Annotated in this window: 12 protein-coding genes and 1 tRNA gene; 8 read left to right on the plus strand and 5 right to left on the minus strand. The window is 37.6% G+C overall.

The window, feature by feature from the left end; genetic code table 11:
• Positions 1 to 53: 53 nt before the first annotated feature.
• The 3 genes from rnr to A1D25_RS08825 all read left to right on the plus strand — a co-directional run bounded on the left by rnr (position 54) and on the right by A1D25_RS08825 (position 4,165).
• A complete protein-coding gene (gene rnr / locus A1D25_RS08815; protein WP_157395316.1) occupies positions 54 to 2,393 on the plus strand; it encodes a ribonuclease R in 2,340 nt (779 codons plus the stop codon).
• Between the two features lie 108 nt (positions 2,394 to 2,501).
• Positions 2,502 to 3,086, plus strand: coding sequence for a porin family protein (locus A1D25_RS08820; protein ID WP_157395317.1), 585 nt, complete (start codon positions 2,502 to 2,504; stop codon positions 3,084 to 3,086).
• A gap of 68 nt (positions 3,087 to 3,154) precedes the next feature.
• Positions 3,155 to 4,165: a YeiH family putative sulfate export transporter gene (locus tag A1D25_RS08825; protein ID WP_157395318.1), complete on the plus strand. Its 1,011-nt coding sequence runs from the start codon at positions 3,155 to 3,157 to the stop codon at positions 4,163 to 4,165.
• Positions 4,166 to 4,838: 673 nt separating this feature from the next.
• Here the strand turns inward: A1D25_RS08825 and A1D25_RS08830 are convergent.
• A tRNA-Sec gene (locus tag A1D25_RS08830) sits at positions 4,839 to 4,933 on the minus strand.
• A gap of 66 nt (positions 4,934 to 4,999) precedes the next feature.
• Here A1D25_RS08830 and selA point away from each other — a divergent pair.
• Positions 5,000 to 6,382, plus strand: coding sequence for an L-seryl-tRNA(Sec) selenium transferase (selA, locus tag A1D25_RS08835; protein WP_157395319.1), 1,383 nt, complete (start codon positions 5,000 to 5,002; stop codon positions 6,380 to 6,382).
• A 68-nt stretch (positions 6,383 to 6,450) separates the two neighbouring features.
• On the opposite strand, the gene ompA is transcribed toward selA, so the two are convergent.
• A complete protein-coding gene (gene ompA, locus A1D25_RS08840; RefSeq protein ID WP_157395320.1) occupies positions 6,451 to 7,545 on the minus strand; it encodes a porin OmpA in 1,095 nt (364 codons plus the stop codon).
• Between the two features lie 519 nt (positions 7,546 to 8,064).
• Between ompA and pepT the strand changes: the two genes are divergently transcribed.
• On the plus strand, positions 8,065 to 9,330 hold the full coding sequence (gene pepT / locus A1D25_RS08845; protein WP_157395321.1) for a peptidase T: 1,266 nt from the start codon (positions 8,065 to 8,067) through the stop codon (positions 9,328 to 9,330).
• Positions 9,327 to 10,688: an anaerobic C4-dicarboxylate transporter DcuC gene (dcuC, locus tag A1D25_RS08850; RefSeq protein WP_157395322.1), complete on the plus strand. Its 1,362-nt coding sequence runs from the start codon at positions 9,327 to 9,329 to the stop codon at positions 10,686 to 10,688. The genes pepT and dcuC overlap by 4 nt, the downstream gene beginning before the upstream one ends.
• A 108-nt stretch (positions 10,689 to 10,796) precedes the next feature.
• On the opposite strand, the gene A1D25_RS08855 is transcribed toward dcuC, so the two are convergent.
• Genes A1D25_RS08855 through A1D25_RS08865 form a run of 3 tightly spaced genes read right to left on the minus strand, consistent with a single transcriptional unit; the run spans position 10,797 to position 14,549 of the window.
• Entirely contained in the window at positions 10,797 to 11,012 is a 216-nt protein-coding gene (locus A1D25_RS08855) for a YnbE family lipoprotein (RefSeq protein ID WP_157395323.1), read from the minus strand.
• A 10-nt stretch (positions 11,013 to 11,022) separates the two neighbouring features.
• Complete coding sequence (locus tag A1D25_RS08860) at positions 11,023 to 13,734, minus strand: YdbH family protein (RefSeq protein WP_157395324.1); 2,712 nt, start codon at positions 13,732 to 13,734, stop codon at positions 11,023 to 11,025.
• 2 nt (positions 13,735 to 13,736) lie between these two features.
• Entirely contained in the window at positions 13,737 to 14,549 is an 813-nt protein-coding gene (locus A1D25_RS08865; protein WP_157395325.1) for a hypothetical protein, read from the minus strand.
• Between the two features lie 92 nt (positions 14,550 to 14,641).
• Here A1D25_RS08865 and gloA point away from each other — a divergent pair, with 92 nt between their 5' ends.
• Positions 14,642 to 15,046 (plus strand): lactoylglutathione lyase, encoded by a 405-nt coding sequence (gene gloA, locus A1D25_RS08870; RefSeq protein ID WP_157395326.1) that lies wholly within the window; start codon positions 14,642 to 14,644, stop codon positions 15,044 to 15,046.
• Positions 15,047 to 15,101: 55 nt separating this feature from the next.
• Positions 15,102 to 15,743, plus strand: a complete 642-nt coding sequence (rnt, locus tag A1D25_RS08875) for a ribonuclease T (protein ID WP_157395327.1) — start codon at positions 15,102 to 15,104, stop codon at positions 15,741 to 15,743.
• Positions 15,744 to 15,823 lie beyond the last annotated feature (80 nt).

Raw genomic sequence — 15,823 nt, forward strand, 5'->3', positions numbered from 1 at the left:
AGAATAAAAATAAGGCAAATGCCTTCCTTAAACATATAAGAGAAAAATAAAAAATGAAACAAGATCCAAATTATCAACAAGAATTAGAAAAATATGAAAACCCTGTGCCAAGCAGGGAGTTTATTTTACAAACAATCCGAAATTATGAGGCACCAATGAGTAAAGAAGAGCTGCTTGCTACCTTTAACATTGATGATGAAGACCGCCAAGAAGCTATTCGCCGTCGATTACGAGCAATGGAAAATGATGGGCAATTAGTCTTTACCAAACGTCGCCGCTACGCCTTACCCGAAAAGATGGATTTATTAAAAGGGACGGTTATCGGGCATCGTGATGGTTATGGCTTTTTACAAGTCGAAGATGATGACGATTGGTTTATTCCAAATAACCAAATGGTGCGTGTATTACACGGGGATTTTGTCCTAGCTCAACCGAATGGAACAGATCGCCGTGGTCGTAAAGAAGTTCGTATTGTAAGAGTATTGGAAGCTCGTAAAAAACAGATTGTCGGACGATTTTTCACTGAGTCGGGGATCAATTATGTTGTTCCTGATGACAGTCGTATTCAGCACGATATTCTCATTCCAGAAGATCAGCGTCTTGGGGCAAGAATGGGGCAAGTAGTGGTTGTAGAATTACAACCACGCAAAGCTGATTTTAAACGCCCTGTTGGTTTTATTACTGAAATTTTAGGCGACAACCTTGCACCCGGTATGGAAATTGAGATTGCTTTACGCAATCACGAAATTCCACATATTTGGAGTGAAGGTGTTGAAAAACAGATCCGCCAATTTAGTGAAGAAGTACCCGAAGAAGCCAAACAAGGTAGAGTGGATTTACGTCATCTTCCCCTTGTAACGATTGATGGTGAAAGTGCTAGAGATTTTGATGATGCTGTTTTCTGCCAACGAGAAGAAAATGGTTGGCGTTTGTGGGTGGCGATTGCTGATGTCAGTTACTATGTTCGCCCGAAAACAGCACTTGATTTAGACGCTCAACAACGGGGGAACTCTGTTTATTTTCCAAATAGGGTGATCCCAATGTTACCTGAAGTATTATCGAATGGGTTGTGTTCACTCAATCCACAAGTGGATCGTTTATGTTTGGTTGCAGAAATGCAAGTATCCGAGGCTGGACAACTAGGTGATTTCCAATTTTATGAAGCGGTGATGAATTCTCACGCTCGCCTAACTTACACGAAAGTATGGCATATCTTGGAAGGAAATGAGACATTAAGAGAGCGTTATTCTGCTCTTGTCCCCCATTTGGAAGAGTTACATAAAATGTACCAAGTACTTGTTGATGCTCGCCAAAAACGTGGGGCGATTGAATTTGAAACCATTGAAAATCAGTTTATTTTCAATCCACAAGGGCGTATTGAACGTATTGAGCCAGTTATTCGTAATGATGCTCATAAAATTATTGAAGAATGTATGATCCTTGCCAACATTGCTGCTGCTCGTTTTGTTGAGAAAGCCGATGAGCCTTCGCTATATCGTATTCACGCTCAACCAAGTGAAGAAAAATTGACAAGTTTCCGTACATTCTTAAAAGAATGTGGGCTCTTTTTAGATGGTGGGTTAAATCCAACACCGAAAGACTATGCTACATTACTGGATACGGTTAGAGAGCGTCCAGATAAAGAACTCATTCAAACGATGTTATTGCGTTCATTAAAACAAGCAATTTATTCCCCTGATAATGAAGGGCATTTTGGTTTAGCACTGACTGAATACGCACACTTTACATCGCCAATTCGCCGTTACCCTGACTTATTGCTACATCGAGCAATTAAATATTTAATTGAAAAACAGCAAGGTAATACTCGTCACTATACTAATGGCGGTGGCTATCACTACAAACTTGATGATATGGATCAGTTCGGGGAAAAATGCTCTGCCACTGAGCGTAGAGCAGACGATGCAACCCGAGAAGTTGCAGATTGGCTGAAATGTGAATATATGCAAGATCATATTGGCGAAGAGTTTATGGGCGTTATTTCAAGCGTAACGGGCTTTGGACTATTTGTTAAACTCAACGAATTGCTGATTGATGGCTTGGTTCATATTTCAAGTCTAGATAATGGGTACTATCACTTTGATAGCGACCGCCAACGTCTTGTAGGTGCTAATGGCGTAATGTATCGTTTAGGTGATCCTGTAAAAGTGAGAGTGAACGGAGTGAACTTAGATGACAAGAAAATCGATTTTGCTTTGACAACTAGCTTACGCAAACCTAAAGCAGCAGGTAAAACTGCAAAACAAAAAGCGAAAAAAGGAGAACCGGTCTTTAAAGAGATCGCAACGATAAAAAGTGTATCTAAAAAGAAAGCGGATAAAAAGAAAACGGCTAAAAAGAAGAAAGCTACAACCAGTAAAACGAAAAAAAGATAACAAGCGGTGACTTTTTGCAAAAAATTTACAAAAGTGAATCCTTTACTTGCTTTTTTACGGTGAGCCAGTACACTGGCTCCATTTTTTACACTCATATAGGAGCATTTTATGAAAAAATTAGCTTTAGCAACTCTTGTTAGCTTAGTGTCAGTATCTGCATTTGCAGCACCAGTTGGTCAAACTTTTACAGGTTTTGGTGCAGGTGTTGATTTAACTTCAACTAAATATGAAGATGCTAAACGTGCAACTGGTGTAGGTATCATTGCAGACTATGGTATTGACTATGGCAATAACCTTGTTGGCGTCATTGAAGGTAAAGTTAAACTTAATAGTTCTAAATTAGTTGATGCTACAGAAACTGATGGCTCATATACCAAAATTGATGAAAAGTGGAGAGCAAGTGTTAGTTATTTACAAGGTTATCGTGTGTCCGCTGATTTCTTACCTTATGTGAAAGTAGGTTATGTAGCGACTAAATTTGAAGCAAAAGACCGAGAAGTTGGTTTGAATGGCGGAGTTGATTATCTATCCGCATCAGAAACGAAAACTGGTCTTGGATTCGGTGTCGGTGCTAAGTATGCGGTTTCTTCAAACTTTGAATTGGGCGCAGAGTATCTAAGAACGAGTACAAAATTTGATGGTGAGCGTGTAAAAGGCAATACCTTTGGTGCTAACGCAACTTATCGTTTCTAATTTTAGTTAAAATCTTATTCAATTTAAGGCATAATAGATGGGTTCTATTATGCCTTTTTATTATAAAAATGAAAATTAACCCAAACCTACTTTCAGGGCTAACTTTAGTTGCTTTCTTAACAGCTCTTTCTTTCTATGTTTCACACACTGTAATTGCTAACAATTTACAACTTAGTGCACTAACTATTGCAATTCTAATTGGACTTATATTAGGCAATACATTTTATGTGCATATCGAAAAAGAAACAGCACAGGGTATTCAATTTGCTAAAACTATCCTATTAAGAACAGGTATTGTGCTGTATGGCTTTAGGATTACTTTACAAGATATTCATTCGGTTGGCGTAAATGCGGTAATCAGCGATGCACTTTTACTGGTAACCACATTTTTTCTGACTTGCTGGATTGGTATTCGGTTACTGAAAATAGATAAACAGATTGTGCAACTTACCGCTGCTGGATGTAGTATTTGTGGTGCTGCAGCCATTATGGCTACTACCTCAATTGTGAAAGCGGAATCGCATAAAGTGTCGGTAGCGGTTGCACTTATTGTAATTTTTGGCACACTTTGTATGTTCTTATACCCTGCGTTTTATCCTTATTTGAATGGAATATTAAATGAACATCAGTTTGGGATTTATATCGGCTCAACCGTTCACGAAGTTGCTCAAGTATATGCAGCAGGTGGAAATATCAATAGTACCATTGCAGATACTGCGGTGATTACTAAAATGATTCGAGTAATGATGCTTGCTCCATTTTTAATCAGTTTAGCTTACTCTTTACAACAAGGAAATGATGAAAAACAGAAAATTACGATTCCTTGGTTTGCGGTATTGTTTATTGCTGTTGCAGTATTTAATTCATTTGATTTAATACCAGAAAAAATGGTGAATATACTGATCCAAATTGACACATTCTTACTAATGATGGCAATGTCAGCATTAGGGCTAACCACTCGCATTAGCTCAATTAAACAAGCGGGTATAAAACCTTTGCTATTAGGTGGTATTATCTGTCTGTGGCTTATTGTAGGGGGATTTTTTATTAACTTGGTAATGCAATTTCTGTTTAGATAATAACCTATTGGAAAACAAAAACATTTGGGGTGTAATAGACAAATTTGTTGCTAAAAATGGGTATTAAAGCCTTATAATACAAGGGTTTAATACCCTTTTTGAAATACGAATAAAAATTGCCCATTGTCAAAGTGCTAAAATAAAAAAACATAGTGCATTAAATAATGTTTAGCGATATTTTTGTCATAAATGCCATAAAACGTTTTTCTTCAAGAATAAATTAGAGTCAATTAAAGTTTGGACCTAATTACATATCTGGTAAACAGACCAACAACTTACCATTAAATATCATTTTCAGTCAGAACGATTCAAAGATATATTGATAAAGCCCCTAAAATATCTTTAAAACGGTCTTTAAATCGATATCTGAACATCATTATGGATACAACGTTATTTAGTCGTTATTTTGGCGTGTTAGTACTAATGAATTCAAATTCAACTAATGTGATTTCTCATTATTTTGTGCGAACCTAAAAATATATTTACTCTAAACTTGCCCTGAACAGGTTAAGAGAAAAAGGTTGTATAATTCAATCAATTACCTGTGATGGTGGATGAGGCTTGATAAAAGATTTATTTAATACGCCAGTACAAATATTCCAAACAGAATGATTGATTTATAAGGACTTTTTGTGTGGTTTATTTATGTGGGTTTATGGCGGTTTATATGGATTGGCGGAAGTGAATGGGAGTTGAACCCACCCGAGAACGCTGGCGTCCTCAATAGGATTTGAAGTCCTACCGCCTCACCGGAGACGACTCACTTCCGAAAAAGTAGCACTATTCTACTGAATTTATTAGAATTGTGCAAAATATCTCAATGGATTTTCTTTTATGCAACATTTATTCCGCTCTATTCCTGCACTAGATAAATTATTAAAAACAGATCAAGGCGAACAGCTTATTTTAAAATTTGGACATCAAGCAGTAGTTAAACAAATTCGTGTCTTACTTACACAAATTCGTCAAGAAATTCATCAAACTCACACCTTACCTGATATTTGCCGATCAGATGAGAAATTATTAGCTCAAGTTAGAGAACAACTGTCTCAGCAAACCAATGTCGCCATAAAACAAGTTTTTAATTTAACTGGAACAGTTCTACATACAAATTTAGGGCGAGGATTGTGGTCTGAAAATGCAATACAAGCAGCCACTCAAGCGATGAAACATAATGTTGCGTTAGAATTTGATATTGAAGCAGGAAAAAGAAGCCATAGAGATCATTATGTTTCTCAATTACTTTCACAAATTACAGGGGCTGAAGCCGCTTGCATTGTTAATAATAATGCAGCAGCCGTATTACTGATATTAGCTACTTTTGCTCAAGGTAAAGAAGTCATTATTTCTCGTGGTGAATTGATTGAAATTGGCGGGGCATTTCGTATTCCAGATATTATGCAACAAGCAGGTTGTAAATTAGTCGAAGTCGGCACAACTAATAGAACGCATCTAAAAGACTACCGTAATGCTATCACTGAAAATACTGCTTTTTTAATGAAAGTGCACACTAGCAATTATCAAATTCAAGGGTTTACGGCAAGTGTCAGCGAAGAAGAGTTAGTGGCATTAGGAAAAGAGTTTAATTTACCTGTTATTAGTGATTTAGGTAGTGGCTCTCTTGTTAATATGCAAACACTAAATTTACCAGCAGAACCAATGGTGCAAGATAAGGTGTTGTCTGGTGTCGATCTTATCTCTTTCTCAGGAGATAAACTACTTGGAGGACCACAAGCTGGCATTATCGTTGGAAAAAAATCTCTCATTTCTCAACTACAACAGCACCCATTAAAACGAGTTTTACGCTGTGATAAAGTTATTTTATCTGGGCTAGAAGCAACTTTACGCCAGTATCTATTCCCCGAACAACTCACTCGTTCATTACCCACTTTGCAGTTACTCACACAAACCTTAGATGAACTTAAGCAAAAGGCTGAACAATTAAAAGCCTGTTTATGCAAGCGGTTAGATTCTCGTTATATTTTGCAAATTGAGTCTTCTCTCGCTCAAATAGGAAGTGGAGCTTTACCAACAGAACAAATCCCATCTATTGCAGTAACTATTTCAAGTGAAAATCAGCGTGATTTATTAGAATTGGAACAACAATTTAAGAATTATCCAAATCCAATGATTACTCGTATATCGCAACAAAAAATATGGTTAGATTTACGATCAGTAGGGCAGTTTGAGGAATTATTAAAACAATTAGAAATATAACAATAAAGCCCATACTTTTTATAAGTATGGGCTTTATTAGACTCATCAGATTCTACTTTAAGAGGCTATTACATAGCAACTTCTTTTGAACCTTGAACTTGTAATTCAACACGACGATCTGGTGCTAAACAAGCGATTAACGCTTTACGACCTTTAACCGCATCACAAGTGTTGCCTGTTACAGGGTTAGCTTTACCGTAACCTACTGCAGTTACGTTAGCTGGGTTTACACCTTTAGAAACGATGTAGTTTGCTACAGATTCAGCACGACGTTGTGAAAGTTTTACGTTAAATGCTTCACCACCAATACGGTCTGTATAACCATTTACTTGGATTGCAGCTGATGCTAAACCTAACTTATTGATTTCTTCTTGAGCAGCATCTAATGTTGCAGCTGCAGCTGGTTTTAAGTCTGCTTTACCGAAAGCAAATAATACATCAGAGCTGAAAGAGAAGTTCTTAGTTACGATTTCTGGCTCAACAACTGGAGCTGGACCTTGACCGAAACGGTAGCTTAAACCTGCAGATACAGAACCGATATCTGGGCTATATTGGAAGTTAGATGAACCACCTTCTTTACGAACAGCTTTATCTAAGTTACCAACACGGCTTAACCATTGGTATTCAACACGAGCTGCTAATGCTGGAGTAATTGCGTACTCTAAACCACCTGCTAATACTAAAGAAGTTTTTAAGTTGTGAGCTTTCTCACGTGATTTAGTAGCCACTTCAGGTTGAACATAGTAGTCTGAACGAACTAATGCAGCACCAACACGAGCGTAAGCGTCTAAACCATCAACGATTGGATAGCTACCTTTTAAGCTGATGTGTGCACCGTGAGCTGAATGTTTAGCAGCACGTTTATCTTTAGTTTCACCTGGGAATGTTGTATTGCCACGTACACGACCGAAATAGTCATAGCCTGCTTCAACCGCTAAGTTAGAAGTAATTTGATAACCACCGAATACGCCGTAAGTTACAGAGTTACGGTTAATACCAAAACCATCACCTTGATTTTTCTTAGCATCAAATTGAGTTAAACCATCGTGGAATGAAGCCCAACCAGCTTTAGCACCAGCATAGAAAGTATTTGCTTGTGGAGCTGCCTGAACAGAAGCGATTGCTAAACCAGAAACTGCTAATGCAATTACAGATTTTTTCATTTTAATAATCCTCATATTATCGTCATTACGAGATAAAAAAATTCAACACTCATTACCTAATATAATTAATGTTGAGGTTAAACAGCCTTCTAAACCCACACAAAGATTTTAAGAAGGGCTAGAATTCTTGGTTATTCTATCAAAAAATACCCTAATGCAAATGGAACTTTTGTAAAAAAGTGTAATGTTGCATTAGTTTTCGATGTGAACCCTACCAAAGTTGGTTGTTAATTATACCTTATTTTCTCTTATTTAACAAACAACCCAATACCTACGATTCAAAATATTTACACATCCTGCTGTTTAGAATTAGGTCATTGCTTAATAAACTAACATTTTACCACAAAATACCTCATTACCGACAGCACAAAAAATATGTTTTGTGACAAGCTCTACATTCTTGACAAATTTTCTTCATTCTTTCTTTTTTAAAGTACGATTACACCATACTTTTTGTTATGCTCATTGCATTGTTTTTCTTACTATTTTATTAAGATTATTTATGAATGGAGAGTTTATATGGCGAATATTTCTTTAAATAAAGCCCTTCTAGCACGCTTATTGCGTTATACTCAAATTTATACCACTTCTGATGCGTCAAGCCAAACTGTACCTAGCACACCACAACAGTGGGACTTACTTCATCTTCTTAAAGAAGAAATGCAAGCTCTTGGATTATCTGATATTAGCTTAGATGATAAAGGGTATCTCTTTGCTACCTTGCCTGCAACCATAGATAAACCAGTCCCAGTACTAGGATTATTGGCTCACGTTGATACCGCACCTGCATTTAATGGTAAAAATGTGAAACCACAAGTTATTGAGCGGTATGATGGTAATGATATTTTACTCGCTGGGAGTGGCGATAAACTTTCAGCAAAAGTGTTCCCTTCGCTCAATAAGTTAATTGGACACACTTTAGTGACGACAGATGGAACATCATTACTTGGGGCTGATGACAAATCGGGCATTGCAATTATTCTGTCTGTTGTTGAATACTTACTTGCTCACCCCGAAATTCCACACGGAAAAATTCGTATTGGTTTTACTCCTGATGAAGAAATCGGGCGTGGAGCGAAGCACTTTGATGTTGCAAAATTTGGTGCTGATGTAGCTTATACCTTAGATGGTGGACCTGTGGGAGAGCTACAATATGAAACCTTTAATGCAGATGAAGCAACTGTCACACTATATGGTCGCAGTGTTCACCCTGGTTATGCAAAAGATACAATGATCAATGCGTGGACAAGAGCTTGCGAATACCAACATTTACTTCCACCACATCTTACTCCGCCAACCAGTGAAGCTCGCCAAGGTTTTATTTTCTTACGTAATATGGAAGGATCAACTGATGAGTGTCGTATTCATTACGCATTAAGAAGTTTTGAGCGTACTGAGATCGAAAACTATCAGAAAATGTTGTTTGAAACGATGGAAAAAATGCAACAAAAATATGGCGAACAGTGTGGAAAGGTAGAAATTAAAGAGCATTATCGCAATATGGGAGAAGTTTTAGTCCATTATTTATACTTAATAGATATTGCTAAACAGGTAATGGAAGCTCAAGGTATCACACCAAATATCGATCCTATTCGTGGTGGAACTGATGGTGCCCGTTTATCATTTATGGGATTACCAACCCCTAATCTATTCACAGGGGGAGAAAACTTCCACGGGCCTTTTGAATTTATCTCTGTCGATACAATGAACCAATCTGCGAATGTTGTTATCAACATTGCCCAACAATTTACAACTTATCCATTTCATTCAGGAGAATCATTATGATTAGCTTAATTATTGGTGCTTTAGCACTTATCGCCTTAGGGTGGTTAATTATTAAGGGGTACAATGCCAAAGGTGTGTTATTTGGTATGGGTATCTTATTACTGGTCATTGCTTTCTTTATGGGAAAACCGATTATTAAAGCCCCATCTGGTAATCTTATTAGTGACCTAAATAACTATATTTACGGGCTTTTTGAATCTCGTGGTGGTAATCTTGGAATGATTATTATGGCGTTAATCGGTTTCTCGGCATATATGTCTCATATTGGAGCCAATGATGTTATTATTCGAGTTCTTTACAAACCACTTCGCTACATTCGTTCCCCTTATCTATTGATGATTGGAGGATATTTAATTGGTTCAATGATGGCATTTGCTATTCACTCAGCCACAGCTCTTGGCGTATTTTTAATGGCGACGCTTTTCCCGATTATGACCCGTCTCGGAATTAGTGCACCATCTGCCGCAGCTGTTTGTGCAACCACCGCTATTTTAAATCTTTCACCAACCGCAGCAGATATTATCTTGGCAGCAGAAAAAGCTAATGCCGAATTAATTGGTTTCTCATTTGGTGTAATTTTACCGATGTCATTAGTGGCGATGGTATTTGTTGCAGTTGCTCACTTCTTCTGGCAACGTTTCTGCGATAAACAAGAAGGGTTAATTGCTCAAACATCTAATCAAACAATCAATGTAGAAAATCTAAACTTAAATACCAATGCACCACTTTTCTACTTTGTGCTACCTTTCCTACCAATTATTGGTTTGTTTATCTTTAATGGTGAAATTGCTGCAAAAATCTCATTAGGCGGATTGATTATTCTCACCATTATTCTTTCAGCTATTATCGAATTTTTCCGTACATTTAGTGCAGCAAAAGTATATGAAGGATTAGAAGTTTGCTATAAAGGAATGGCAGAAGCATTCTCTGCGGTTGTGGTACTCTTAGTTGCAGCAGGTATTTTCGCTCACAGTTTAAGTAGTATCGGCTTTATTGAAGCATTGATTGACTCTGTACAAAATGTGGGTAATGCCGCAACCTTAATGATGTTTGCATTAGTGATTATCACGTTATTAGTTGCCATTGCATCAGGTTCGGGTAATGCAGCATTCTTCGCATTCGTAGAGATTGCACCAAAACTTGCTGCACAAATGGGTATTAACCCAATCTACTTAATTGCTCCAATGATGCAAGTATCTAATATCGGACGTGCAATGTCACCTGTTTCTGGCGTTACTGTTGCGGTTGCTGGTGCTGCAAACTTATCACCATTACTCTTAGCAAAACGTATTTCAGTGCCATCGCTAGTGGGTGTTGCGGTTATTGTTATTTATACAATGGTGTTAATTCCACAATAATTATCTAAATATCAATTCAAATTAAAAGGATTGAGTCCTGTGCAGTATAGCACTCAATCCTTGAATTAAATCAGTCTAACTTTTGGGGGGGCAGATCACAGGGTGCTTTTATTTTTTACCCCCTGCTCCTTTTTCTGTATTTTCAGCCTTATCTACGGTTTTTATAACCGCTCGGGATTTTTCGTCCATTGAAACTTCAATTTTATGATCAACAATCACATTCATATTGATAGTGATCCCTTCTGCTGGTGTTTCTAGCTGAATTTTTGGAGTACAAGCGGTGAGATAATAACAACATATTGCAAAAAATAAGGTTCGTATCATTTTTTTCCCGTTAGCGTTTATCTAATTGTTGATAAATTGAGTGTTCAATATTTTGTTCGACTTGCGAACCATAATTGATTAGTTTCCAGAGATCAAATAGATTTTCTTGGTGTTGATAATTTAGGTTTATTTTTGCTTTTTGGTGCTCTGATAAGTGCATTTTTAAAGCGGTTTTTAAATGCATATTGCCTTCTGTGGAGAGATTTATCTTGGCTTGTAGCTCGTCAATATGACTATCATTGACCAAGTAAGTTAGGATTTGTTCGGTATAACCGCTTTGTTTCATCGCATCTAAAAGCTCTGGGCTAAATTTTAGGTGAGAAGGGGCAACTTGTGTAACATTTCCATCACAAATATAGCAAGGTTTTCCACTCAGCCAAAAAGGTAATACTGCATTGGATCTGCCTTGTAAATCAAGCTGATGGTATTGGGCAAGGGATAATACTTCCGCAAAATCAATCCCTGTTAATTTTACATAGGCAATTTTGGTTTGAGGCAGTGCAAAACGTTCAATATGTAAATTCCCTCCTAAGAGATTGAATGAGAGTTCTCGTAAGAACAGCGGACGTTTTTTTGTATAGGGATAATGCCCTTGCACCTTCATTTTGGCATTCGTAAGCGGAATACCGATATTGATTTCTGCAATGCTGACATCTAATGCTCGCTTTGTACCAATATTTACTTGATTATGTTGATATTGGTAAGGGAGAGAAAATTCAATGCCTTTTAATTCGCCGTCAGGCAATGACACTGCACCATTACGAATCGCAAAATGCCCGCCAGCAATCAGCCCCTTATCCGCAGTTGCACTAAAAGCGGTTTCACCACGAATTGTACCGTTAGTAATTACCCAGTTGGAACGAAATGGCAAAAGCGGTTGGAATACATTGGCAGGTTGTTCCGACCAATATAATCGACCAATCAATTCACTGGATTTTTCCGTTAATTGTCTGCGAGCAAAAAGACGAATAGGCCCAAGTTTACCTGCACTGACTTCGCCTTTTAGCCGTAAATTTTCTACTTCACCTTCTACATTTAATGTGGCACTGAGTTTTTCTAATTCTCCCCCGTAGCTAAATTGTGCTTTGGGAGCAATCAATTTTACCCCACCGTTTAGATGAAATTGTTCATAGGCAAACTTGATTGGTTCGGTTAAATTGAGTGTTAAATGGGGAATGAGTACGCCATTTTGCTGAATTTTGCCGAGTGTGCTATTAAATTCGGATAATTCCACTAAATTGCGATGCCAGTTTCCACGCCCTGCAATGTTCAATGGGGTTTTAAACGCATTGAGTTGTGATGTTCCCCATAATTTCCATTGCCAGCGATCAATGATTGCATCAGGCTCGTCTGGATCTTGGAAAACCTGCAATGCCCCCATTTTAAAATTGCGTGCAAAGCCATCTAAATGGAGTTCTATATTTTTAAAATCAGGGCTTTCCCCACGAAAAATAGCGTGTAACCGCCCTGTTAAACCATATTTATTCAGTTGCAATCCTGCTAATGGGAAACGTAAATCGTGAATAGTTAAAAAACGTTCTGTACCTGTTAAACGTAATAATGCAGATGGTAGAAAGCGTAGAGTTAAATCTTGATACTCACCATTTAGCTCCATTGGCACTGCACTATATAAAATAAAATTGCCTTGCTTAACATTTCCTGTGATTTGAAGCGGTAGTTTAAGGCTAGTTTTTTGCAATTCGCCTTCGGGGCTACTGATCACCACATTACCTTTTCCTTTAGCATTTTCTGACAATAAACTAATTCTTATGGCGGTTTTGATTGGAAAAAGGTTTTCTATACTTAGCTCATTTGGGCTAATTCGGGTGGTAAGAAAACCACGCAGGGGAAAATCTTCACTCATTGCCCAATCAAAACGCCCTTGCTCAATCGCAAGGCTACCGTTTTCTATCCGAAATGGAAATGCGAGTTTATTTTCAGGGAAATTTGTTGATTGCAGTTTGAATGAACCAAGTAAATGACTGCTTTCTTTCTGCCATTCCAACTGGCTAGAACCCTGTTGCAAGGCTTTATCTGTAATCACATCATTAGGTAGTTGCCAACGGTAGTGAATAGACAAAACCGCAGGAAGCTGTGCTAAATCTTGGAGCTGAGTGGAAAAATTAAGTTGGTGCTGTTCCTCATCGCTTGGTGAATAATGAAGATCACCTGTTAATTCGCCTTTTGCAAATTGTGCTGATAATCTTACTGCTTGGTTATGGATAGAAGCGGTGAGTTGTTGCTCAATTTTTGCAACTTTTACTGATGTAGGCTGAAGTAATAACGCATTGGCTCGATGTGGTAGATCGGCAGGTAAATTTTTCCAAATCAATTGTTGAATGTTTGCTGTTCCATTCGGTAGTAAAGGAAGTAGCTCACTCAGTGAAAATTCACTTGATGTGCTATTTTCTTCTTTAGGTAACAAAGATAAGCAATGATAGTCAATAATCGCTTTTTCAAACTGAATGCGTTGTTGCTCTGCCCATTGCAGTTTAAATCCATCAGTCTTCAAGATAGGACATTGCTGATAGGAAAGTGAAAAGTGAGCAAGAGAAGTGCCACGCCAATCCGTATGAAATCCTTGAGGGATCTCAACTTTCCAATCTGTTGGCAATACCCAGTTTATTGTGTGTGCCAAACGACCGCCACTCATCAAAGCAACACCGCTTGCAAGTAAAATTGCAAACAGTGTCGCTGAAATCAATAACGTTCGGCGGATCATCTTTAAAGAATATTCGTAAATGGATATAACATCGCTAAAAAGGTCGCGACTGTCCAAGCGGTTGGATTTTTAATATTTTTTGCAAGGAGTAGCCAAGCTAACATTGCAAAAATGACAAATTGCACCCCAAAGAAAATAAAATAAGGGTAGATGAGCATCTCAGGCATAATTTGTAGCTGTTGGTAGAGTACAAATGCAGTCCAAAGATAATTAAAGACTAAAGCAACCAATGCAAGAAGAACTAATAATTTTAAAAATCCTTCTAATCGGCTTTTCGCTAATACCAAATACCAGCCTGCCAATAAAATGCCTAATAAAAGCTGGGCAAAGTTATTTGCTCGGATACCGTTAAACAGTGAAGGCAGTTCATACCAATAGATAGCTAAATATTGAATAATGCCAATACTCGCAATGGCAAGCCCACAAAAAATCATTGTGTTATGGAGTTTTTCGTCATCAGGCAATTTCCAGTAAATAAAAGGCAGAAATAATGATGCAGACATTGGAATTAACATTGGCGAATGTTTAGGCGTAAAACCCAATGTATATAAAAAATTCCCTAAGGCAAACACCAATAAAAAAGGCAATACAAAGGTTAAACGCCCTTTCTGCCCCGGGCAGATTTGCCCTTTCCATAGCACAATAAAACTGATGATGACGCAAATAAAAAAGGCTAATAAGTAAGGCGAAATAAAAATGGCATTTTGCGGTGCAAAGAAATGATTAAGGCACATTTCTATAAAGACCATTAGCATTACAGGTAATAAGGCATAAGTTGCCGTTTCAAATTTAGCGGAGTTGTGATCGTGCGACATAATATCTTTAAGAAATAGATTGATGAAAAATGATTTTAGTTAGAGATTATGCCATAATAGCCGACCTTTTTTCTATTTTTACGAGGTGTTATATGCGAATTTTACATACAATGTTACGCGTGGGGAATTTAGAACGTTCAATTAAGTTCTATACTGAAGTACTTGGAATGCGTTTACTTCGCACCAGCGAGAATGAACAATATAAATATACCTTAGCTTTTTTAGGCTATGCTGATGAAAGTGAAAGTGCAGTGATTGAATTAACGTATAACTGGGGCGTAGAAAGCTACGAATTAGGCACAGCTTATGGTCATATTGCGTTAGGGGTTGATGATATTTATGCAACGGTTGAAGCTGTTCGCCAAGCGGGTGGAAAAGTGACTCGTGAAGCAGGCCCAGTACTAGGCGGAAAGACGATTATCGCCTTTGTTGAAGATCCTGATGGCTATAAAATCGAATTTATTGAAAATAAAGATGCTCAAAAAGCGTTAGGTTAATTATATTTCCATTTAATTTTAGGTGGGATTTCCCCACCTTTCTATTTTTACCACAATGACAACACAAACTGATAACCAAGCACAAGATTATCGATTATTAAAAAACCGCTTTCGTGGTTATTTGCCAGTCGTAATTGATGTTGAAACCGCAGGGCTAAATGCACAAACAGATGCCTTACTTGAAATTGCCGCCATTACTTTAAAGATGGACGAACAAGGCTATCTACAACTTGATGAAAAATTTCATTGTCATATTCAGCCTTTTGAAGGAGCGAACATTAACCCAGAGTCATTGAAAGTCAATGGTATTGATATTGATAACCCTGAACGTGGTGCGATTCCCGAGGTTATTGCTATTCCTGAAATGTTTAAAATGATTAGAAAGGCAGTAAAGGACAATGGCTGTCAGCGAGCAGTTATCGTGGCACATAATGCAACTTTTGACCAAGCATTTTTACAAGCAGCAGTAAAACGAATCAATGCAAAACGCGATCCATTTCACCCTTTTGCAATGTTTGATACCGCAACCCTTGCAGGTTTTATGTATGGGCAAACTGTTCTGGTAAAGGCTTGCCAAATGGCACAAATTCCTTTTGATGGTAAACAGGCGCATTCCGCTTTATACGATACAGAGCGTACCGCTGAGCTTTTCTGCACAATGGTTAATAAACTAAAAGATTTAGGTGGGTTTAAGTAAATGAATATTAAGTACTTTCCATTAATTATAATTTTGCTAAAAATTATAATTAATATCTCTATGAAAATAAAAAGTGTTAT

The organism is Ursidibacter arcticus (assembly GCF_009761375.1).
GTDB lineage: Bacteria > Pseudomonadota > Gammaproteobacteria > Enterobacterales > Pasteurellaceae > Ursidibacter > Ursidibacter arcticus.